The organism is Acinetobacter sp. KB005, assembly GCF_049949095.1.
GTDB classification, from domain to species: Bacteria; Pseudomonadota; Gammaproteobacteria; order Pseudomonadales; family Moraxellaceae; genus Acinetobacter; species Acinetobacter calcoaceticus.
The window spans coordinates 1,912,349-1,933,670 of sequence record NZ_CP188191.1; the positions used below are offsets into that span (position 1 = coordinate 1,912,349).

Sequence of the window (21,322 nt, forward strand, 5' to 3'; positions counted from 1 at the left end):
ACCTTGGTTATTCTTATTAATTTTTATTAAAAAGACAAATAATATATTTAGTTTATTTGGTTAATATATATTCAGTTGGAGGGGTATATTTGGGCGAAATACTGAACATATATATTAGGGTTATAATAAGCATATAATAAATGTAATTCATTATAATGGATTATAAAGGTTTTATAAAAATAAAAATTATATGATATTTTTTTAAATTATATGTGGTTTGATGGGTGAAATGAGAAGAAGAACCATTTAAAGGCTTGCTTTGAGCTAAGTTACATAAGTTTGTTTGCAATGTAAATGGGGGCTTAATCGCATCATGTTAATTGAGATATGTAGATTATTCTATTATTTTTCAGTATTTAAGATTTAATGTAAGTGATAATTTAAATAATATTATTTTTAGATTAAAAGAGCAAATTGAATTTATGGATCTAAAATGATTATTACATATATTTGAAAAATTTATTTAGATTAAAAAAATACCCCACATAAAATTGTGAGGTATTTTAATTAATATAAATCAGTTTTCATCAATTGATGAATGTACTTCGCTTTGTTCTAAAATTCGAGTTACAAGAAGTTGGTCAATTTTAAAATGATCAACATCGACTACTTCAAACTTGTAGCCACCGAATTCTACAAAATCTGCTGGACGTGGAATTTTGCGTAGGCGGTACATCATGAAGCCTGCTAATGTTTCATAATTTTCTTCATCAGGCATTTCATCAATTTCAAGTGCGTGTCTTAGGTCATCAATTGGTGTGCTGCCATCAATTAACCACGAGTTATTATCACGTTTAATGATTTGTTGATCTTCTTCAATTGGAGTTACCCAGTCGCCCATAACCGTAATCATAATATCGCTTAAGGTAATAACCCCTACAACAAGCGCATATTCATTTATAACAACCGCAAACTTTTCTTTGGTAGAGCGGAAGCGATCAAGTAATTCTGATAGGGTTAAGGTGTCCGGAATCATCAGGACAGTACGAATGGTTGTTTCATTCAATTGTGTTGGAGATTGATTATTTAAAATACGAACAAGAAAGTCTTTGGCGTCGACGTAACCAATGACCTGATCAATATTTTCATTACATACCAAAAATTTTGAATAAGGATACTCTGCTAATTTTTGACGAATGCTATCTTCATGTTCGTTTAAGGTGAAATAAACAACATTTTCACGTGTTGTCATGCTGGAAGGTACGTTGCGTTCTTCTAATTCAAAAACATTCTCGATAAAGTGATGTTCTTGTTTTTGCAGTACGCCTGCTTGAGCACCTGCATCCATTACTGCTGAAATATCATCAAAAGTAATGTTGTCTTCTCGTGTTGTATTCACTTTAAATAAACGGAATAGCAGGTTGGCAATTGCATTAATTCCCCAAGCTAAAGGTTTACAAACCTTAATAAAAACCTGAATTGGATTAATAACACTAATTGCAATTTTTTCGGGTGCAATCATAGCCAAACGTTTTGGCATAAGATCGGCAAATAAAATAAAGAGTGATGTCACTAAAGTAAAGGATAGGGCAAAACCAATCGTTTGTGTCCAAGGACCTGCGTAGAAACGGTCAACTAAAGTCACGAAATAGGGACGAAAAGCAGCTTCACCTAAAATACCGCCTAAAATCGCAACTGCATTTAGGCCAATTTGAGAGGCTGCAAAAAAGTCAGCAGATTGTTCTTGTAAATCTAGTACTTGTTGGGCGCGTTCTTCACCCGCTTCGGCTAGAATTTTTAGCTTAACTTTTCTGGCACCAGCGAGTGCAATTTCAGTTAAAGATAAAAAGCCCGCTCCGATAATGAGCAGTACGATGATAATGATATTTTGAAAGAGACTCACAAATCACCTGAGATTCATCATTATTATGACTATGTTTTAACATAAAAAAGCGCTGAGGTAATCAGATTGATTGCTCAGCGCCTGAAATCGACAATTAAATTAAAATTTATTTAATAGTGAGAAAATTGTGAATTATTGGTTAGAAATTCACGGTTTTCCTCTTCAATCATTTGACGAGCAACAAATAAGATAAGTTGGCGCAACCAGCGATGAGCAGGGTGATGATGTAACAACGGGCACCAAGCCATTTTAAGTTCGAACTCTGGAATATAAAAAGGAGGATCCTTTATAACCAGTTTAGGGTTCTGTGTTTGTAGACGTGCCATCCGTGTTGGTAATGTGGCAATAAGGTCTACGTTTTGAGCAAGTAAAGCTGGCATTTGGTAGTGGCGAGTAAATACAGAAATTTTACGACGTTGACCAATACGTTCTAATGCCTGATCAATCCAGCCTAAACCACCTTGTTTATCAGGGTTTACGCCAAAACCGACACCCATACCTGTTTTAGAAACCCAGATATGTTGTGCATCTAAATAGCTTTTTAAATTTAAATGAGTTACAGCAGGGTGTTTATCGTTAAGAATACAACTGAAACTATCACGCCAAACTAAAACCTGATGGAAACTTTGCGGTATTTCATTAAATCTATTAATTGCAAGATCAACTTTACCTTGTTCCATGTCTCTATAAGACACATCACTTGGTGTAAGAAAATCAAGAACAACGTTTGGAGCTTCAGAGCGGAGCGCTTTAACAAGACGAGGAACTAAAGTTGCCTCGGCATAGTCCGATGTCATAATGCGGAAAACACGATTACTTGTATAAGGGCGGAATTCGGTACGGGGTTCCAAAATCATGGAGAGATCAGCAAGTGCATCGCGAATACGAGGTTGTAATTCGAGAGCACGTTCTGTTGGAGTCATCCCTTCAGAAGAGCGGATAAGAAGAGGGTCATTAAATAAATTACGTAAGCGACGTAAAATATTACTCATTGCAGGCTGAGTTACCCCAAGCTGTTCGGCCGCGCGCGTAACATTTTTTTCACGAAGAAGTACATCAAGATATATTAATAGATTAAGATCTACTCGCTCCAGATTCATAAAAAAAATACCGAAAATAAAACCCTGAAATTGTTTCAAATTATGCCATATCTAATAACTATTGTGTGAAAAAATGATGAGAAAAACGACATTTTTTGTAGGAATTAAGTAGGGGTGAAAAGTGCTTCAAAGGCTCGATTTTATTGTCTTTGCTACATTTTTAAGTATGAAGGTGACAAATAGAATATATTTATATATAACTTATTACTTTCTAGCATGGAAATTGACTTTTTACATTGGCAAAAATAGCCTAATTTACAATTGACTTTTAAGGTTAAAAATGGGTGGAAAAACTTCAAAAATTGTATAAAAATAAGACTTACTAAGTTTTTAGAATAAAACTCTATACTCCTTTAGAATAATTTTATTTTTATAAACAAAGTGTTAGTGTTTTTGGTTTTATCTATAATATCGGTTTATCGGTACATTTTTTAAATAAATACTGAAGATTAATAAAGGATATTGGATTAATTGATTGGCTAAGTCTAAGCTGTGTTCATGAAGAAGCAGCTGGTGTCATAAGAAGTTTAAGTACATGACTCTAGGCTTCAATCGATGAAATCCTAAAATGAATACAGGACAATATCATGACTACATATCAAACAGCGATTGATGCAATCCGCGAACTAAAAGCAAAATTCGGTAGCACTTGGCGCGATATTAGCCCAGAAGATGCTGCACGTATGCAAATGCAAAACCAATTCAAAACTGGTTTAGACATTGCTAAATATACAGCTGCGATTATGCGTCGTGATATGGCTGCTTATGATGCTGACTCTAGCAAATACACTCAATCATTAGGTTGCTGGCACGGTTTTATCGCACAACAAAAAATGATTGCGAACAAAAAATACTTCGGTACTACTGAGCGTCGCTATATCTACCTTTCTGGTTGGATGGTTGCTGCTCTTCGTTCAGAATTTGGTCCACTTCCTGACCAATCTATGCACGAAAAAACTTCAGTACCTGCATTGATCGAAGAAATCTACACTTTCTTACGTCAAGCTGACGCAAAAGAATTAAACGATTTATTCCGTGCGCTTAAAAAAGCAAACGAAGCTGGTGATACTGCTAAAGCTGCTGAAATCACTGCTCAAATCGACGGTTTCCAAACTCACATTGTGCCAATTATTGCTGACATCGATGCTGGTTTTGGTAACGAAGAAGCGACTTACTTACTTGCTCGTAAAATGATTGAAGCTGGTGCTTGTGCGCTTCAAATCGAAAACCAAGTATCTGATGCTAAACAATGTGGTCACCAAGCTGGTAAAGTAACTGTTCCACATGAAGATTTCATCTCTAAAATCCATGCATTACGTTATGCATTCTTAGAAATGGGTCTTGATGACGGTATCATCGTTGCGCGTACTGACTCTGAAGGCGCTGACTTGACTCAAAAAATCCCAGTGGTTAAAGAGCCAGGTGACATTGCTTCTCAATACATCGGTTTCTTAGACACTGTTGAAATTGACATTGCTGATGCTCAAGAAGACGAAATCTTGATCAAACGTGATGGTAAATTACACCGTCCTAAGCGTTTACCTTCTGGTTTATATCAGTTCCGTGCTGACACACAAATTGACCGTGTTGTACTTGACTGTGTATCTAGCCTTCAAAATGGTGCTGACCTTCTTTGGATCGAAACTGCGACTCCAAACGTAGAAGAAATCGCTCACATGGTTAACCGTGTTAAAGAAGTTGTTCCAAATGCGAAGCTTGTTTATAACAACAGCCCATCATTCAACTGGACTTTAAACTTCCGTCAACAAGCTTACGATCGTTGGGTTGCTGAAGGTAAAGACGTTTCTGCTTACGACCGTGCTAAATTAATGAGCGCTGAGTATGATGCTACTGAATTAGCTGCTGATGCAGATGCTAAGATCCGTACATTCCAAGCAGATGCTTCTCGTGAAGCGGGTGTGTTCCATCACTTGATCACACTTCCGACTTACCACACTGCTGCTCTTTCTACACATGAGCTTGCACAAGGTTACTTCGGTTCTGAAGGTATGTTGGCTTATGTTGCTGGCGTACAACGTAAAGAAATCCGTGGTGGTATCGCTTGTGTGAAACACCAAGCAATGGCTGGTTCTGACATCGGTGATGATCACAAAGAAATCTTCTCTGGTGACAATGCGCTTAAAGCACATGATGATGCTAAAAATACAATGAACCAATTCGCTGCACACTAAGAATTGATTTCAAAAAAAACCCGCTCAGATGAGCGGGTTTTTTTATCATTAATAAATAATTATTTTTTCAATACATAGTGTTCAGCTAAAGAACCTTCAACTTTCTTACCTTCCATATCTAAAGCAGTTGCAGTATTTTCACCAATGAAGAATTTACGATTTTGTCCTTTGTCATCTAAGGTAATTACAGAAGTATTATCTTTGTCAAAAGTAAACGTACCGTGTGTTTCAAATGGATTTTTATCACCTTTGCCAAGATAAGTTTCAGTCAATTCATAAGTTTTATCATCTTTTAATTCTAACTCAGTTTTAATACCTTCACAGTCTGCACATGGAAGAGTGCCTTTATATGTACCGTCCCAATCTAGAGAGTTTTCAGCCGTATGAGCGGTATCTACTGCATTGTTATTTGATTCAGTAGTTTGTGCAGGAGCAGAGGCTTGTGCTGTTGTGTCAGCTTTATTTTCATTTTTGCTACAAGCAACAAGAAGGGCACTTACAAGTGCAACTGATAATAATGTTTTTTTCATGATGATCTAAACCTCGGAAAATAAATAAAAAAGCAATAAACAGGCTATGAAATATGAGAGCTTAATAAAAGTTTAAGTATGTAATTTAATTTTAACAAAAGGTAAAGTGAGTAAATTTTGAATAATTATTAAAACAAAAATAAAAAGGAGGTATTCACTAAAACGATTTAATGAATACCTTATAAATTACGGTTGCGCTGAAACCCCACCTAGAGAGTCGCATGCTGATTTATAGAGTTGGTATTGTTGCTTTAAAACCTCATCTAGCGGCATATCGAATAATTCTTCACCATTTTTGTAGCTCTCTACGTATGAAGTTGCTTTTTCTTTACTTACCGCTAAAGATTGCTGGTAGTAAGAATTAATCGAGCTTGTTGCAAGCTGGCTTGTCTCAACATTTTTACATTCGAAATTGTGCAGGATTTTTTCTGCACGTTTGACCTCACTAGATTGACCAAAAATACACCCAGTTAAAAAGACAAGGGGGGTTAACACGAACAAAAGTTTCATGGAGAGCAAGTATGGAAGCAACGGTGGGCGCTATTGTATAAACAATTCCATAAGTTACTGTGGTTTTATGTTAGACATTGATGATTTTTTAACTCATTAAAATCGAAAAATTGTATCTAATTTTATCAGTTGGCTTTTTTTTATATTTGGTGCGTATTTTGCTTATAAGTTTAAGCACTTATTTTGAACATATGAACCAGAATGAATCAGGTACAAACGTTTTCAAAAAACTCTTCAGCACCATTTTGGTATGCACAACTCGAGCTCGGTTTTTGTTTTGAAAATTTACGCACCATAATGAGTCATCGAAAACATCATGGCCCTGTTAGGGTGCAAAAAATGCTCTGGCCTGAAAGAACAGGTGTGTGTCATGCGATTATTGTACATCCACCAGCAGGAATTGCAGGAGGAGATCATCTGACGTTTGAAATTGAAACCAAAGATCAAGCCTATGCGGTAGTGACTACTCCCGGAGCGGGGAAATGGTACAAAACCAATGGAAAACAAGCTTTTCAGCATATTCATTTGCATGTGAAAGATCAGTCTATTTTAGAGTGGGTTCCACAAGAAACGATGCTTTTTGATGGAGCCTTAGCACATTCAGAAACTCATATTCATCTTGATAATGCTGCGAGTTTTATTGGATGGGATATGTTGGTACTTGGGCGACAGGCACGTGCTGAGCGCTTTGTTCAAGGGAGTTATTACAACCAGTTTAAATTGTGGCGCGAACATAAATTGTTGGTTGCAGATACATTGTATTTTGAAGGAGAAGACCGTTGGCTTAGTTCATGTTTAGGTATGAACAATCAAGCTGTGATGGGAAGCTTTTGGGCAGCCGCTCCCGAGAAATATCGTTCATCATTTTACTTAGAACAACAGTTAGAGCTCATTCGTGAATTGATGATGCGTATGCAAGCACCTGTCACATTAACCTTATTGGATGATGTGGTTTCGGCCCGTTTTTTGGGAAATGATGTCCGTCATTGTCATGATGCTTTTGCAGCTATACGGGCTAAATTTCGTCGATATTGGTTTGATTTAGAAGAAGAATTTCCAAGAATATGGAAAACATAAATTACGTTAAATTGCGTATTTAAAAAACAGTTAAAACAAGTATGCTGTTTTTGAGCACGTATTTTGCTTAAAGAATATAAATGAAATTTAGGAAAGAGATATGGAACTCAATCCAACAGAAAAAGATAAATTACTGATTTTTACAGCAGGACTTGTTGCTGAACGCCGTAAAGCGCGTGGCTTGAAACTGAATTATCCTGAAGCTATTGCTTTTATTTCAGCAGCTTTACTTGAAGGTGCACGGGACGGTATGACGGTCAGTGATTTAATGCACTACGGTACAACCTTATTAAAGCGCGAAGATGTAATGGATGGTGTGCCAGAAATGATTGCTGAGGTTCAGGTCGAGGCAACTTTTCCAGATGGCTCAAAATTAGTCACAGTTCATCAGCCAATCGTATAAAAGGAACGCTTATGATCCCCGGCGAAATTATTACTCCAGATGCTGATATTGAACTGAATGTTGGACGGCAAACTTTAAAAGTTGTAGTTGCTAACATTGGCGATCGGCCTATTCAGGTGGGTTCTCATTTTCATTTTTATGAAGCAAATGATGCATTACAGTTCGATCGTGAAATGGCCAAAGGTTTTCGATTGAATATTGCAGCTGGTACAGCAATTCGCTTTGAACCGGGACAAACTCGAGAAGTGGAGCTTGTTGCTTTGGTTGGTAAGCGAGAAGTTTATGGTTTCGCAGGCCGCGTCATGGGCAAGTTGGATTAGACATAACAATGATAATGAAAGAGATGAGTATTAAGTTATGAAAATGTCACGTCGTGCATATGCTGAGATGTTTGGTCCAACAGTGGGTGATCGTATTCGCTTGGCTGATACAGAGCTCTTTATTGAAGTTGAGCAAGATTTAACGACATACGGTGAAGAAGTTAAATTTGGTGGCGGAAAAGTCATTCGTGATGGGATGGGGCAGTCACAGCTTTTAGCTGATGAAGTTGCTGACACGGTCATTACCAATGCTTTAATTGTGGATTGGTGGGGAATTGTTAAAGCTGACGTGGGCTTGAAAAATGGCCGAATCTGGAAAATAGGAAAAGCTGGAAACCCTGATATTCAACCGGACATTACGATTCCTTTAGGGGCTGCAACAGAAGTGATTGCGGGTGAGGGACAAATTTTAACAGCAGGTGGTATTGATACTCACATTCACTGGATTTGTCCTCAACAAGTTGAAACTGCGCTTATGTCTGGTACAACAACAATGGTCGGAGGTGGTACAGGACCGGCAGCAGGAACCTCTGCAACAACAGTGACTCCGGGACCTTGGCACATTGCTACCATGTTACAGGCTATTGATGATTTGCCGATGAATATTGGCCTATTAGGCAAAGGTAATTTAAGTTTACCAGACCCCATTCGAGAGCAAATTAAAGCTGGGGTGATTGGCTTAAAGCTGCATGAAGATTGGGGTTCAACACCTGCAGCCATTGATAACTGCTTGAGCGTGGCAGATGAGTTTGATGTGCAGGTCGCGATTCATACAGATACCTTGAATGAAAGTGGTTTTTTAGAAGAGACTCTAGCTGCATTTAAAAATCGTACGATTCATACCTACCATACCGAAGGTGCAGGTGGTGGACATGCGCCTGATATTTTAAAAGCGATTGGACAAACTAATGTTTTGCCGTCTTCTACTAATCCCACACGACCTTATACGATTAATACCATTGATGAGCATTTAGATATGCTCATGGTATGCCACCATTTAGACCCAGCAATTGCTGAAGATATCGCTTTTGCAGAAAGTCGTATTCGCCGTGAAACGATTGCAGCCGAAGATATTCTGCAAGACTTAGGCGCAATTGCCATGATGTCATCGGACTCTCAGGCAATGGGACGTGTAGGGGAAGTGATTTTACGTACTTGGCAAACTGCCCACAAAATGAAAATTCAACGCGGTCCTTTAGAGGGTGATAATGAGTTTCATGATAATAATCGGGTTAAACGTTACATTGCTAAATATACGATTAACCCAGCAATTACACATGGTTTAAGTCATGAAGTTGGTTCGGTTGAAGTCGGAAAACTTGCTGATTTGGTGTTGTGGAAACCTGCATTTTTTGGGGTGAAGCCATCTATGATTATTAAAGGTGGCATGATTGCAGCAGCACCGATGGGTGACATTAATGCTTCAATTCCGACACCTCAACCAGTGCATTACCGTCCAATGTTTGGTGCCTATCCACGTGGTGTGCACAACACTTGCATTACATTTTTATCTCAAGCGGCGATTGATGAAAAAGTTGCTGAAAAATTAAACCTTAAAAAGTTAATTAGTTCATGTAAAAACACACGCGAAATTAGCAAAACTGACATGAAACACAACACATATTGTCCTGTCATGCATGTACACCCCGAGACTTACGAGGTGAGAGCTGATGGTGAATTATTAACATGTGAACCTGCTGATGTGTTACCCATGGCTCAGCGTTACTTCTTGTTTTGATGAGTTTTATAGAGGTGATTTACCTCATTACTTTATATATGAAAGAAATAAGTAAGGAGAGAGAAGCTAAATGAAAATCTATACCCAACGTCTTGAACATATTTCTCCTGATCAAGCATTTGAAACGGTTGAACTGACTTTTGATACCCGCCAAAAATCCCGCTTTCGGGCGACTTTAGCGAGTGGTGTAGATATTGGCGCTGATTTACCTCGTACTGGAATTTTGCGCAGTGGTTCATATATTGCAACTCAACAAGGTGATGTGCTACGTGTTGATGCTAAACCTGAACGTTTAATGCAAGTCAGCGCAGCAAGCGATTTTGATTTGCTTAAAGCAGCTTATCACTTAGGTAATAGACATGTGCCATTAATGTTGACCCCTACAGCTTTATATTTTGAACCTGATCATGTGCTTGCAGAAATGGTAGAGGGGCTGGGGCTTACAGTCTCAGAAACTGATCATCCGTTTGAACCTGAAAGCGGTGCCTATGCACAGCATAGCCATGACCACCGCTTAAGCCCAATCAAAGCTTTGCACCATGTCCATTCATAACGCGGTGCAATTACTTCAATTACTGACATTGTCTTCTACGGCATTGCCAGTCGGAGCATATTGTTATTCACAAGGTGTAGAAACAGCCATTGATATTGGCTTAATACACGATGAAACCTCAGCAATTGCTTATTTCGAAGAAGTGCTGGAAATGCTGTTAGTACGGTTTGAGCTGCCAGTACTGAAACGCCTCATGCAACATCATGATGACCAAGATCAGTTTCTGGTTTGGGCAAATTTATATAGAGCAAGCCGAGAAAGCAAAGAGCTTTTAGCAGAATCTCAGCAGCTGGCATTTTCTTTAAATGCATGGATTAGAGATGTTTTAAAAAAAACTGTTGAGGTTAAAAAGCAGTTTGGTTTTGTGCCTGTCTATGCACAGCTCTGTGGTCGACTTGGGCTTAAAGATGTTGATGTGCTCACAGCCTACACTTTTACTGTTCTAGAAAATCAGGTTCTGGCTGCGGTAAAAACCGTACCTTTAGGGCAAATGGCTGGACAAAGAATTTTATGGCATTTACATGGTTTAGTACCACAGGCGATAGAAAAAGCCTTAAAACTTAATGATGAGCAATTGAGCAGCGCTTTACCTCGTTATGCCATGCTGAGCATGAAACACGAAACACAATATTCACGGTTATTCAGATCTTAAGTTTAGGAAAAAAGGATAAAAATCATGACAGAACGTAGTCCATTACGAGTTGGAATTGGCGGACCGGTGGGTTCGGGCAAAACTGCGCTTACTCTTAATTTATGTTTAGCCTTGCGTAATAAATACAACATGGCTGTAGTAACGAATGATATTTATACCAAAGAAGATTCAAACTTTTTAACCCGTAACGAAGCGATGTCGCCAGATCGGATTGTGGGTGTAGAAACAGGCGGTTGCCCACACACAGCCATCCGTGAAGATGCTTCAATTAATTTGGCTGCCATTGATGATTTATGTGAAAAGTTTGAAGGCTTAGAACTCATTATTATTGAAAGCGGTGGTGATAATTTAGCAGCAACATTTAGCCCAGAACTTTCTGATTTAACGTTATATGTAATTGATGTAGCCGGTGGCGAAAAAATTCCACGTAAAGGTGGGCCGGGCATTACCAAATCAGACTTACTCATTATTAATAAAACTGACCTTGCGCCAATGGTCGGTGCAAATCTTGATGTTATGGATCAAGATGCAAAACGCATGCGCGGCGAAAAACCATTCTTATTTTCAAATATGAAAACACAAGATGGTCTTGAAGAAATCATTCAATTTATTGAGAAACAAGGGCTGTTTAAAGCTTAAGGAGGGATTATGAACTTCATTAAAAAATGGGGCATAGGGCTCCTTGCATTGCTACCGACACTGGTAATGGCACACCCGGGACATGACCATGAACATTCGGGTTTTATAGCAGGTTTTATTCATCCATTTACTGGTTTAGATCATTTAGTGATGGCCTTAGCTTTTGGTGTTTTACTCTGGTCAGCAGCTAAGCAATGGAAAGTTGCAGGTGTAATTACTTTGAGTGTTACTCTAATTGTAGGTTTTTTAATTGGTGCTCAAGGTTTAGTACCTGCAAATGTTGCTGAATATGGGATTGTTGCTTCTTTGGTTGTTACAGCAATTGCACTATGGACAAAATCAAATCGGATTTTACCAATTGCTGCGGCATTACTTGCAAGCTTTCATGGCATAGCGCATGGGGTTGAATTAGCACATGCAGGACATGTCGTTGCATTGGTGACAGGTATGGTTGCGGCTATGGCTTTAATTTATTGTGGTGGATTGGCATTAGGTGCTGCACTTACACGATATGTGCCTTATGGCAAAAAAATTGTTGGTACCTGTGCGGCAGTTGTTGCAGTGATTGGTTTAAGTTAATTAAAACCTTGCAAAAAAAGGTAGCTTTAAGCTACCTTTTTTGATTTGCAAAATAAAATGTGTGTGCATAAAAATATTTATACTGTTTTTACAGCAATTATTATCTTTTATAGTGGGTATGTTCAGGCCTATGATTTTTTTCAACCAGAAAGTGATTCTACTTTACTAGATTCAGACCAGTTGTTAGATCAATCAGATTTAAACTTGGAACAAAGGCGGTTAGCCATTGAGCATGATGATGAAGTTAATAACTATAATGTGCTCAAAAATGAATTTTATTCAAATGAGCGTTGGGTGATTTATAATTATACAGCCTATGATACGGGACAAATTCAGAACAAAAACATCAATGGTTTAACGAATCATATTAATATTCAAGACTTATACATTTCAGTTGGATATGGAGTTAATTATAGTGTTAATCCAAGACTGAAAATTGGTTATGAATATATTTCGAGTTTTCCTTATGATCGAGGTCAACTCATACGATTTTTTACGATCTATTTATTTTGAAATACAAAATGAGAATAATCTAATTCAAATAAATAGATCCAGTAAATTAATTCATCATAAAAATGCTACATGATTAAATTTTCTGATAAAGCCCTGCGTGTACTGTACCAGCTTTCGTTGTTTTAACTTGTTGCCATGTTGAAGGAAGGTGAAGCTGAGATAAATCTCGGTCAGCTTCAATGTAAATATATCCATTCTTTTTAATATGCGGCTCTGCCAAGTTCGAGAGTTCTTGCCATAAATCTAGACTATAAGGTGGATCTAAAAACACCACATCGAACTGTTCTTTCAAACGGGGTAGAGCTTGTTGAGCAGTTGCATTGATTAGATGACAGTTTTGAGCTTTTAATAGCTCAACATTATCTTTTAAAAATCGTGCCTGAGTCTTGTCTGGTTCAATCATATAAACTGAAGCAGCACCACGTGACAATGCTTCAAAACCTAATGCACCAGAGCCTGTGCACACATCAAGGACATGTGCATTTTGAATATCCCACATTAACCAGTTAAACAAAGTTTCACGTACTCTGTCTGGAGTGGGGCGTAAGCCATCAATGCTAGCAAAAGGTAGTACTCGTCTTTTCCATTTGCCGCCAATAATACGTAATTGATTTTTCATTATTCGTCGACCTCATTGGTTGCAGGACGAGTTGGTGTAGCTTGTGGTGTTGATGCTGCTGGTTTAGTCGGAGTAGCCAGTGCTGGACTAGAGCTTTCACCGCCGCTAGAGAGTTCACCTGGCTTAATGCCAGCTGTCATCAATCCGCCATTAACTTGATGGTTTGCTGGTCGGACTGGGTTTTTCTTACGAGTTAATAACCAATAATCAAAAATAGGTTTTGCAAGTTGGGCAGCAGAACCACCATGACGACCATTTTCCCAAATCACGGCAATCGCAATTTCTGGTTTGTCAGCTGGTGCAAACCCAACGAATAAACCATGGTCAAGTTGGCGTTCGCTCAGAGCTGACTCATTGTAGCGTTTACCCTGTGCAATACTTTTAACCTGTGCAGTTCCTGTCTTTCCTGCAATTTGGTACAACGGAGTACGAATACCTCGACCAGTACCTGATTGAATTACATCAATCATGGCATCTCGCATTTTTACCCAGTCTTCATCTGTTCCGTTGAAGTTGATTTTTCCATCAGGTGCATTACGTACGGTAAATGGTTTTGCACCATGAGTAGCACGTAAAACGTGAGGGGTGACATGAGAACCATGATTGGCTGTAATTGCAGTAGCCATAGCAAGCTGTAATGGGGTAGCTGTAAACGCACCTTGACCAATACTCACAGAAATAGTTTCACCCTTCATCCATTTCGCTTTGCGAGTACGCATTTTCCATTCAGGATTTGGATATAGACCTTCACTTTCACTTGGTAAGTCGACACCAGTTTTTTGACCAAATCCAAATTGGCGCATCCATTGATTCATATTATCAATGCCCATTTGGCTCGCCAAAGTATAGAAATAGGTATCACATGACATAATGATGGCTTTATGCATGTTTACGATGCCATGACCAGTTTTTTTCCAGTCACGGAATTTATGTGAATCGCCTGGTAAATGGAAATAACCTGGGTCAGAAATTGCTGTTGCCCAGTCTACAATACCGTAATGTAAGCCACCCATCGCTTCCATTGGTTTAATTGTGGAACCTGGTGGATATGCACCTTGTACAGCACGGTTATAAAGCGGTTGATCTAAACTATCACGTAAAGAGCTATAATCCTTATGGTTAATGCCAGTCACAAATAAATTAGGGTTGAAACTTGGGCTAGATACTAAAGCCAGAATTTCGCCAGTACGAGGGTCGATCGCTACAATGGCACCACGACGGCCTGCGAGCTGTTGAGACGCAACGACTTGTAAACCATAATCTAAAGATAAATAGAGGTCATTCCCGCGAGTAGGATCTTTACGGCCTAAATGGCGCAATATGTTACTGTGAGCATCTGCTTCAACAGATTCATACCCTGGTGTGCCGTGTAGCAAATCTTCATAGCTTTTCTCAACCCCAATCTTTCCAATCAGGTTGGTTCCAGCATATAAATCTTTATCAATACTTTTTAATTCTTTATCGTTAATACGCCCTACATAACCAATCACATGAGCAAATAACTCACCATGTGGGTAATAACGGGTCATTTGTGTTTCGATTCTTACGCCGGGAAATTTATATTTAGCTTCGCTGAACTTGGCAATATTGGCTTCGGTAAGATTAAGTTTAATCGCGACACGTTCAGTTTTTCGAGCAGTTTTTATACGACTTTTGAAACGGTCAATATCTTCTTGTGTTAGATCTAAAATAGGCTGTAGCTGTTCAACAACATGGTCGGCATCTTCTACATCTGTTTTACTTAAAGTTGCTGTAAAAACAGGATAGTTGTCTGCCAGCAATACACCATTTCGGTCATAGATATAACCACGAGCAGGTGGAAGTGGCTGCAAGCGAATTCGGTTTTTGTCAGATGCAGTAGAGAATTCGTCGTAGTGGAAAATTTGTAGATAAGCGTATCGGCTAATTAATACTAATAAGCAAATGATAACCAGACCTACGGCAAAAAAGATTCGTCCTCGATAAATGCGCTTTTCTTGCTGGATATCTTTTAAAGGAAAGTGCTGCTTCATAAGGATCGACTTAATGACATAGGGTAGAAAAATAGCTGCTTATTCTAACGCAAGAGAGCTTAAAATATTGCATAATTTTCAAAGTTTCATTGCCTTTTAATACGATACGTTTTGACTTTGCAGACAACAAAATTGTAGATACTTGTATATAAGAAGCAAAATAATTCTGTTAAAGTCTCTCATTCAATAGAATAGGGTTGTTCTCATCATACGATTAGGGAAAATGGAGAAAATAATGAGAAAAATTTATCCCTTACTTGCAGTTTTGACGGTAAGTAGTTGGGCTCATGCTCAAGACTATTCGTTTCTTCCAGAAGCAAAATTAGCAGGACATACGGCATCTACGTGGAATGTGGGTGCAGGTTTTACACAAAAATTATTACATCTAAACGGCGAATGGGTAAACCCTTATGGTATTGCCTATGCAAAAGTTGGCGCTTTTTTGAATGGTGACAAAACTGCTGGTGGCCAAGTCGGGTTTCGCTATCCTTATTATCTTACTGGCACAGATAAAAATGGTTACTATATCGGTTTTTATGCTGGGCATCTCGATAGTAAAGAGGTCGATGGTGATTATAAATCCCGTTTAGGCGCTGGTGTCGATTTGGCCTATGTATTGTTGAATTCAGAAAGAATTAGTACTTTTAGTGTGGGTATTGGTGCGGCGGAAAAATTAACTGACCAAAATGGAAATGTTGCCGCGGATACTAAACCACAAATTCAATTTTCTTATTCTCTAAGTTTTGGTTTATAAAAAAGCAGTTTATTGTTAACTCGCCATAAGCAGAGCACAAATAAATACGAGAGTCTTACATGTTAGAGTACGTCAGCGGATTGTGGCAGACCTTTTTACACAGACCTGATTTTTGGGCCGTTTTAAGTATTATTCCCGTCACTGCCTTTGTTACATGGGCACACGTGTGGATGGCTTTAAAAATGGTGTTTTACCCAATCAAATTTTGGGGTTTCCACTTAGGTCCACTACCAGTAGGTTGGCAAGGTATTGTGCCACGTAAGGCTGGACGTATCTCAGGTATTATTACTGATAATACTTTATCTAAATTAGGTTCATTGCGTGAATTTTTAGAAGCAATGGATCCTGAAGACATGGCACGTATTATTGGTGAACAAGTTGGGTTTGAGCTTGAACATCTTATTGATGAAGTCATGATCGATCGTAATGCTGTACTTTGGGAAAACTTACCTTATTCAATTAAACGCCGTATTTATGCTCAGGCGCATAAACAATTACCAGGCGTGTTAAGAGAATTAGTGACTGAGCTGACCATGAACGTCGAGTCACTGGTTAATATGCGTGAAATGGTCGTTAGCCAAATGGAAGGCGATCGCCGTTTGATGGTACGCATGTTCTTAAAAGTTGGTCAAAAAGAAATCAACTTTATTTGGCATATTAGCGCTTTAATTGGAATGTTCTTTGGTATTTTCCAAATGATTGTTTGGTTTGTCGTACCTTGGCACTGGACAGTCCCGTTTTGGGCTGCGATTTGGGGCTTTTTAACGAACTGGATTGCAATTTGGATGGTGTTTAACCCTCTTGAGCCACATTATATTCGTTACCCACAGATTTTTAGGTTAACAAAAGATCGTAAGTTCCCTTGGATTGTACCAGTTCTTCGAATTGGGACTTATAATGTCCAAGGTGCTTTTATGAAGCGTCAAGAAGAAGTTTCTGATGTGTTTTCAAGCGTAGTAACTGAAGATCTGATTACGTTAAAATCAATTATGACTGAAATGATGTACGGGCCGCGTAAAGATAAAACCCGCCGCATTGTGAAGCGTCATATTAACGAAATTATGGAAACACCGTTAGTTCGTACATCTTTACAGCTTTCTTTAGGGCCAAGAGAGTACGCAAGGTTAAAGACGGACTTGATTGATCGTTCAATTGAAATTACGATGGGACCCGTATGTGACCCAGCGCTGAACGCAAGCCGGGCACAGAAGATTTTTCAAATGTTTAAAGAGCGTATTCGCGAACTGACACCCAAAGAGTTTCAGAATTTATTGCGTCCTGCATTTCAGGAGGATGAATGGATTCTTATTGTATTAGGTGGGGTAACCGGATTTATTGCTGGTACAATACATTTGTTTGTGGCTTTCTTATAATTCGACGTCGGGCAGGATCTATTGAAGATTAAAGAGACTTGTTCTGCCAGGCTTCACATTCATTGTTTTAAATGAGGATGTTTTTTATGCGCATTATCTTACTCGGACCACCTGGGGCAGGCAAAGGGACTCAGGCTCAGTTGATCTGTAAGCGCTACAATGTCCCACAAATTTCAACCGGTGATATGCTCCGTGCTGCAATTCGTGAAGGTACTGAATTAGGTCTAAAAGCTAAAAGTGTAATGGAATCTGGTGGTTTGGTTTCAGATGAACTTATTATCGGTTTAGTAAAAGAACGTATTGCTCAACCTGACTGTGCAAATGGCTGCATTTTCGATGGTTTCCCACGTACTATTCCACAAGCTGAAGCTTTGGAAAAAGAAGGGATTAGCATTGATCACGTGATTGAAATTGATGTTCCTGATGAAGAAATCGTACAACGTCTTTCTGGTCGTCGTCAGCATCCAGCTTCTGGTCGTGTTTATCATACAGTTTACAACCCACCTAAAGTGGAAGGTAAAGATGATGAAACTGGTGAAGATCTTGTTCAACGTCCAGATGACCAAGAAGAAACGATCCGTAAACGTTTAGCTTCTTATCATACAGAAACTGAGCAATTGGTTGGCTTCTATCAAAGCCGTGCTGCATCTGGTGAGAATGCGCCGACTTATGACAAGCTTAATGGTTTACGTACAATTGAAGATGTACAAACAGACTTGTTTAATATTTTAGATAAATAATTTATTTTTTATTAAAACTGCCTGATGGTTTCATTGGGCAGTTTTTTTATATCAATAATAATTGGCGACATAATGTGTCGCACCATGTGAAAGTAGTATGTAAAAGTAGATTTAAAACATTTATAGTATGTTTAATTGTATAAACCAAAACATTGATATTAAAAAATTATTTTAAAGGGTTAAATATGTTGCTGACAATTCAGCCTGATCAGGTGGAACAGATTATTCCAGATGCAAGTTCAGCAAAATCAGCTAAGAAACTAGCAAAATTTGAAGCGTGGAATAATATTTCAGGTTCAGTTGACCAATGGATTTGGGGAGAAATTCAAGGTAGTTCAATTTATCAAAGTGCAATTTTTTTACCTGAACTGAAGTGTGAATGTAGTTGTCCAAGTTTTAAACGACCTTGTAAACATGCTTTAGCATTATTATTTGTCTATACAGAATATCAAGATAAATTTGTTGTGCAATCAGATGAACAAAACATACCTGATCGTGTACAAAAATGGCGTGATAAAAAAAACAAAACTCTTGAGAAAAAAGAAAACAAGATTGATAAACCGATTGATGAAGAAGCTCGACTCAAACGCCAATTGGCGCGCGAGAAAAAAATGGATGCTGGGATTGATGCATTACAAACATGGTTAAATGATGTAGTGGCTATAGGATTAGGGCGTTTACGCCAACAACAACACGAGAAATTCAGAGATATTCAAAGTCGGTTAGTAGATGCTCAAGTTGCAGGTTTGGTGATTTATTTAGATGAATTTTCTAGTGCATTGTATCAAACCAACTGGCAAATGGAGAGTTCATTCTGGTTGGCTAAATTACAAACGGCTATTCATTTATGGCAGAACCGTCAGCATCTTAAACCTGAGCTTTATGAAGAGGTGAAACAGTTATTTGGTATTAATTTACCAGCTGATATGTGGGATAACATATCAGTTCATAAACTTGATCTTTACGCACTAGGACAAGTGACACGCGAGTTGGTCAACAGTCGGGGACGTTATCGTCGTCAATGGTTATGGGATAGTCAGAATCTGCGAGATTACTTAATACTAGATTTTGAAATACCACCTCATTCAAACTTTGGATTGACCCTACCTTATCAAAAACAATTGCCTATAAATGTCAAACTTTATCCTGTGATAAGTCAACAACGCTTACGTCTGGAAGATAATTTAATATCATTTAATGATCTGAGCCCAACGCTTGTTGAGCCGAAAGGCTTTAAAAATTTTGACAAAGCATTTACTCAATATGCAAATGGCTTAAAACAATATCCTTTGCAATTAGTACGCTTTTTCTGGCTAGAGCAATTACGTCTAGTAAAGCTTGGTAAAACAATTTATTTGGTCGATCAGGATCAAAAGATGTGTGAAATTGAAATTAAGCAATTTGTTGAGTTGTGGTTTTTAGTGGGGGCTGAGTCATTCAGTGCTGGCGTAGAGTGGGATGGGTTGAGACTTAAACTTATAAGTATTTGGCAAGGAGGGCATTTTGAATGTCTTTAACCACATCATACCGTGAGTTCAATCAGCAGTTGTTACTCAAACTGACTCTGGGGCAACAATTTAAACAGACTGTAAAAGTCCCTGATGAATTGCAAATCTATGTACCTAAACAAATTGATTCAGCTCAAGATTTATTAGTCTTGAACCAATATTGGGTGCTGATGCAACAAGCAGGTTATCAAGCGCAAGGTGTGCCAGAAACATTCCAAAAGAATATCGCCGAGATTGATCAGATAGAAAATGAAAAGCAACTAGATAATCAACTCGTGCAAATTTTGAAATGGGTTGTTGCGCAAGAGTCGCCATTTTTATATCAGAATTGGGTTAATCAAATTTTTAAACTTGCTCAACAGCAGCAACAAGTGATTCCTCGTTATTTGGTGTTGAAACTTCTACCACTATGTCGAAACCCAGTGTTATTGGCAGCTATTCTACCTGAATTTGTATTTCAAGGAGATGTTACAACACGTGTGGATGATACGAAAAGGGTATGGAAATATGTGAAACAACACGATGCAGCACCATTGATCCGCCAGTTGTTGAAATCAAAAAATAGCGAATGGTCATTGTTGATAAGCCAATTATGCGATCAATTGCCGAACTTTATTCATGAACATATTGCAGAGTTTTGGTCGCAATCCATTCAAAAAAATCATTTGCAAAGTCATGCTGAAAGTCTAGTGACATATAACATGCCAGTAAACCAATTTGAGGCTTTATACCAGCATGTGAAAACACTGGAACCACAGAATGCAGCGACAGTACGCAATAATGCTGCATTAGGTTTCTATTTATATTATCAAGATAATGCACTTTATAACGAGATTATGGCGTTACTGCGTGCATGTTTGAGCTACGATGCTCAAGCTAAAAAAGTTAAATTTCATATTAACTTAGATCAAGATGACGCATTGAATGATTATGGTTTTTTTGATCGAGAAGCAAATTTGCTTGAAAGTCGTAAAAGTTTAAAAACGGCTTATCAAAGCTCTCAAGTCGAACAAGCTTATCAGGCATTTTGTGAAAGTTCGCAGGGAGTACTTTACCTCAAAAGAATTTTAATCCAATTGCCACTCGCATATTGGTTAGAATTATTTGGTACTTGGGATCATTTATTTTTATTACATCCACAACAAAAAGAGCATATCTGGAATGCTTTTGTTATTCGTTGTTATCAAGAGCAGCGCCGTGATTTAGCTTTATGGTTTTATCAACATCAAACCAAATGGTGTGAAGCTGTGACAATATCAACTGGGAATAGGCTTGAACGTGAGTGGATATTTAGTCTGCTTGATCAAGAGCTAGCAACAGAGTTATTAATAAAACAACTCGAGTCCCATTATCAAAAACAGGATTTAGAACATTTTTGGTTTGTATTTCAAAGAGCCCAAGTCTTGCATCAAGATCAAAATATCTCAGAGATGGCAGCCGTATTAATACAACATGCATATGAGACTTTAGACTTGCAGCAGGATCAAAATAAATTTGTATTACTAAAAGAGCAGGCACAATGTCTGATTTTGGAAGCTTATCCAATTGATTTCAGTTGCTTACAACCTCTTTTTTCTATTTCTGAATGGAAACAACTTATTCAGTTTAATCAGTACAAACAAAAAATTATTGCTTAATTATCAATAAATCATAAATCAGGATAATCC

The 21,322-nt window shown here is 38.1% G+C and carries 21 protein-coding genes; 15 read left to right on the forward strand and 6 right to left on the reverse strand.

Features of this window, described 5'->3' with window-relative positions:
- Positions 1-517: 517 nt before the first annotated feature.
- Together ACPF64_RS09265 and ACPF64_RS09270 are read right to left on the reverse strand one after the other, a co-directional pair.
- A complete protein-coding gene (locus ACPF64_RS09265) occupies positions 518-1,843 on the reverse strand; it encodes a hemolysin family protein (RefSeq protein ID WP_017391686.1) in 1,326 nt (441 codons plus the stop codon).
- A gap of 110 nt (positions 1,844-1,953) precedes the next feature.
- Entirely contained in the window at positions 1,954-2,943 is a 990-nt protein-coding gene (locus ACPF64_RS09270; RefSeq protein WP_003653025.1) for a LysR family transcriptional regulator, read from the reverse strand.
- A gap of 587 nt (positions 2,944-3,530) precedes the next feature.
- Here ACPF64_RS09270 and ACPF64_RS09275 point away from each other — a divergent pair.
- Positions 3,531-5,135: an isocitrate lyase gene (locus tag ACPF64_RS09275; RefSeq protein WP_003653024.1), complete on the forward strand. Its 1,605-nt coding sequence runs from the start codon at positions 3,531-3,533 to the stop codon at positions 5,133-5,135.
- Positions 5,136-5,194: 59 nt separating this feature from the next.
- On the opposite strand, the gene ACPF64_RS09280 is transcribed toward ACPF64_RS09275, so the two are convergent.
- Both ACPF64_RS09280 and ACPF64_RS09285 read right to left on the reverse strand, forming a co-directional pair.
- Positions 5,195-5,665: a copper resistance protein NlpE gene (locus tag ACPF64_RS09280; protein WP_045434558.1), complete on the reverse strand. Its 471-nt coding sequence runs from the start codon at positions 5,663-5,665 to the stop codon at positions 5,195-5,197.
- A 186-nt stretch (positions 5,666-5,851) separates the two neighbouring features.
- Positions 5,852-6,175 carry a hypothetical protein gene (locus tag ACPF64_RS09285; RefSeq protein WP_004641812.1) on the reverse strand — a complete coding sequence of 108 codons (324 nt, stop codon included), beginning with the start codon at positions 6,173-6,175 and terminating at the stop codon, positions 5,852-5,854.
- A gap of 201 nt (positions 6,176-6,376) precedes the next feature.
- Here ACPF64_RS09285 and ACPF64_RS09290 point away from each other — a divergent pair, with 201 nt between their 5' ends.
- From ACPF64_RS09290 to ACPF64_RS09330, 9 genes are all read left to right on the forward strand, one after another.
- Complete coding sequence (locus ACPF64_RS09290) at positions 6,377-7,252, forward strand: urease accessory protein UreD (RefSeq protein WP_426456070.1); 876 nt, start codon at positions 6,377-6,379, stop codon at positions 7,250-7,252.
- A gap of 100 nt (positions 7,253-7,352) precedes the next feature.
- On the forward strand, positions 7,353-7,655 hold the full coding sequence (gene ureA, locus ACPF64_RS09295) for an urease subunit gamma (protein WP_002117495.1): 303 nt from the start codon (positions 7,353-7,355) through the stop codon (positions 7,653-7,655).
- A gap of 11 nt (positions 7,656-7,666) precedes the next feature.
- Positions 7,667-7,975 (forward strand): urease subunit beta, encoded by a 309-nt coding sequence (locus ACPF64_RS09300; protein WP_013198608.1) that lies wholly within the window; start codon positions 7,667-7,669, stop codon positions 7,973-7,975.
- A 37-nt stretch (positions 7,976-8,012) separates the two neighbouring features.
- Entirely contained in the window at positions 8,013-9,713 is a 1,701-nt protein-coding gene (gene ureC, locus ACPF64_RS09305; RefSeq protein WP_426456071.1) for an urease subunit alpha, read from the forward strand.
- 70 nt (positions 9,714-9,783) lie between these two features.
- The gene (gene ureE, locus ACPF64_RS09310; RefSeq protein WP_009386594.1) at positions 9,784-10,266 is read left to right on the forward strand and encodes an urease accessory protein UreE; all 483 of its coding nucleotides are present in this window, start codon (positions 9,784-9,786) and stop codon (positions 10,264-10,266) included.
- Positions 10,253-10,918: an urease accessory protein UreF gene (locus ACPF64_RS09315; RefSeq protein ID WP_426456072.1), complete on the forward strand. Its 666-nt coding sequence runs from the start codon at positions 10,253-10,255 to the stop codon at positions 10,916-10,918. Before ureE ends, ACPF64_RS09315 begins: the two co-directional genes overlap by 14 nt.
- Before the next feature lie 24 nt (positions 10,919-10,942).
- Positions 10,943-11,557: an urease accessory protein UreG gene (gene ureG / locus ACPF64_RS09320; protein WP_002117800.1), complete on the forward strand. Its 615-nt coding sequence runs from the start codon at positions 10,943-10,945 to the stop codon at positions 11,555-11,557.
- Between the two features lie 9 nt (positions 11,558-11,566).
- Complete coding sequence (locus tag ACPF64_RS09325) at positions 11,567-12,136, forward strand: HupE/UreJ family protein (RefSeq protein WP_426456073.1); 570 nt, start codon at positions 11,567-11,569, stop codon at positions 12,134-12,136.
- Between the two features lie 57 nt (positions 12,137-12,193).
- Complete coding sequence (locus tag ACPF64_RS09330; protein ID WP_426456074.1) at positions 12,194-12,649, forward strand: hypothetical protein; 456 nt, start codon at positions 12,194-12,196, stop codon at positions 12,647-12,649.
- A 73-nt stretch (positions 12,650-12,722) separates the two neighbouring features.
- Here ACPF64_RS09330 and rsmD read toward each other — a convergent pair whose 3' ends face one another.
- Positions 12,723-13,268, reverse strand: coding sequence for a 16S rRNA (guanine(966)-N(2))-methyltransferase RsmD (rsmD, locus tag ACPF64_RS09335; protein ID WP_426456075.1), 546 nt, complete (start codon positions 13,266-13,268; stop codon positions 12,723-12,725).
- The gene (mrdA, locus tag ACPF64_RS09340) at positions 13,268-15,280 is read right to left on the reverse strand and encodes a penicillin-binding protein 2 (protein ID WP_151743937.1); all 2,013 of its coding nucleotides are present in this window, start codon (positions 15,278-15,280) and stop codon (positions 13,268-13,270) included. The genes rsmD and mrdA overlap by 1 nt, the downstream gene beginning before the upstream one ends.
- 235 nt (positions 15,281-15,515) lie before the next feature.
- Between mrdA and ACPF64_RS09345 the strand changes: the two genes are divergently transcribed.
- The 5 genes from ACPF64_RS09345 to ACPF64_RS09365 all read left to right on the forward strand — a co-directional run bounded on the left by ACPF64_RS09345 (position 15,516) and on the right by ACPF64_RS09365 (position 21,292).
- A complete protein-coding gene (locus ACPF64_RS09345; protein ID WP_005042185.1) occupies positions 15,516-16,034 on the forward strand; it encodes a hypothetical protein in 519 nt (172 codons plus the stop codon).
- 59 nt (positions 16,035-16,093) lie between these two features.
- On the forward strand, positions 16,094-17,407 hold the full coding sequence (locus ACPF64_RS09350) for a membrane protein (RefSeq protein ID WP_003652996.1): 1,314 nt from the start codon (positions 16,094-16,096) through the stop codon (positions 17,405-17,407).
- 86 nt (positions 17,408-17,493) lie between these two features.
- Positions 17,494-18,147, forward strand: a complete 654-nt coding sequence (gene adk / locus ACPF64_RS09355) for an adenylate kinase (protein ID WP_003652994.1) — start codon at positions 17,494-17,496, stop codon at positions 18,145-18,147.
- Positions 18,148-18,332: 185 nt separating this feature from the next.
- Positions 18,333-19,664 (forward strand): SWIM zinc finger family protein, encoded by a 1,332-nt coding sequence (locus ACPF64_RS09360; RefSeq protein WP_426456077.1) that lies wholly within the window; start codon positions 18,333-18,335, stop codon positions 19,662-19,664.
- On the forward strand, positions 19,655-21,292 hold the full coding sequence (locus ACPF64_RS09365) for a hypothetical protein (RefSeq protein ID WP_426456078.1): 1,638 nt from the start codon (positions 19,655-19,657) through the stop codon (positions 21,290-21,292). Before ACPF64_RS09360 ends, ACPF64_RS09365 begins: the two co-directional genes overlap by 10 nt.
- The last annotated feature ends 30 nt before the right edge of the window (positions 21,293-21,322 follow it).

Excerpts from the sequence above, each read along its gene's own strand:
- ureC (WP_426456071.1), top strand. The coding sequence starts at position 8,013 with ATGAAAATGTCACGTCGTGCATATGCTGAGATGTTTGGTCCAACAGTG.
- ACPF64_RS09280 (WP_045434558.1), bottom strand. The coding sequence starts at position 5,665 with ATGAAAAAAACATTATTATCAGTTGCACTTGTAAGTGCCCTTCTTGTT.
- ACPF64_RS09365 (WP_426456078.1), top strand. The coding sequence starts at position 19,655 with ATGTCTTTAACCACATCATACCGTGAGTTCAATCAGCAGTTGTTACTC.
- ureA (WP_002117495.1), top strand. The coding sequence starts at position 7,353 with ATGGAACTCAATCCAACAGAAAAAGATAAATTACTGATTTTTACAGCA.
- ACPF64_RS09290 (WP_426456070.1), top strand. The coding sequence starts at position 6,377 with ATGAATCAGGTACAAACGTTTTCAAAAAACTCTTCAGCACCATTTTGG.
- ACPF64_RS09350 (WP_003652996.1), top strand. The coding sequence starts at position 16,094 with ATGTTAGAGTACGTCAGCGGATTGTGGCAGACCTTTTTACACAGACCT.
- rsmD (WP_426456075.1), bottom strand. The coding sequence starts at position 13,268 with ATGAAAAATCAATTACGTATTATTGGCGGCAAATGGAAAAGACGAGTA.
- ACPF64_RS09360 (WP_426456077.1), top strand. The coding sequence starts at position 18,333 with ATGTTGCTGACAATTCAGCCTGATCAGGTGGAACAGATTATTCCAGAT.
- ureE (WP_009386594.1), top strand. The coding sequence starts at position 9,784 with ATGAAAATCTATACCCAACGTCTTGAACATATTTCTCCTGATCAAGCA.
- ACPF64_RS09345 (WP_005042185.1), top strand. The coding sequence starts at position 15,516 with ATGAGAAAAATTTATCCCTTACTTGCAGTTTTGACGGTAAGTAGTTGG.
- adk (WP_003652994.1), top strand. The coding sequence starts at position 17,494 with ATGCGCATTATCTTACTCGGACCACCTGGGGCAGGCAAAGGGACTCAG.
- ACPF64_RS09285 (WP_004641812.1), bottom strand. The coding sequence starts at position 6,175 with ATGAAACTTTTGTTCGTGTTAACCCCCCTTGTCTTTTTAACTGGGTGT.
- ACPF64_RS09325 (WP_426456073.1), top strand. The coding sequence starts at position 11,567 with ATGAACTTCATTAAAAAATGGGGCATAGGGCTCCTTGCATTGCTACCG.
- ureG (WP_002117800.1), top strand. The coding sequence starts at position 10,943 with ATGACAGAACGTAGTCCATTACGAGTTGGAATTGGCGGACCGGTGGGT.
- ACPF64_RS09270 (WP_003653025.1), bottom strand. The coding sequence starts at position 2,943 with ATGAATCTGGAGCGAGTAGATCTTAATCTATTAATATATCTTGATGTA.
- ACPF64_RS09315 (WP_426456072.1), top strand. The coding sequence starts at position 10,253 with ATGTCCATTCATAACGCGGTGCAATTACTTCAATTACTGACATTGTCT.
- ACPF64_RS09275 (WP_003653024.1), top strand. The coding sequence starts at position 3,531 with ATGACTACATATCAAACAGCGATTGATGCAATCCGCGAACTAAAAGCA.
- mrdA (WP_151743937.1), bottom strand. The coding sequence starts at position 15,280 with ATGAAGCAGCACTTTCCTTTAAAAGATATCCAGCAAGAAAAGCGCATT.
- ACPF64_RS09300 (WP_013198608.1), top strand. The coding sequence starts at position 7,667 with ATGATCCCCGGCGAAATTATTACTCCAGATGCTGATATTGAACTGAAT.
- ACPF64_RS09330 (WP_426456074.1), top strand. The coding sequence starts at position 12,194 with ATGTGTGTGCATAAAAATATTTATACTGTTTTTACAGCAATTATTATC.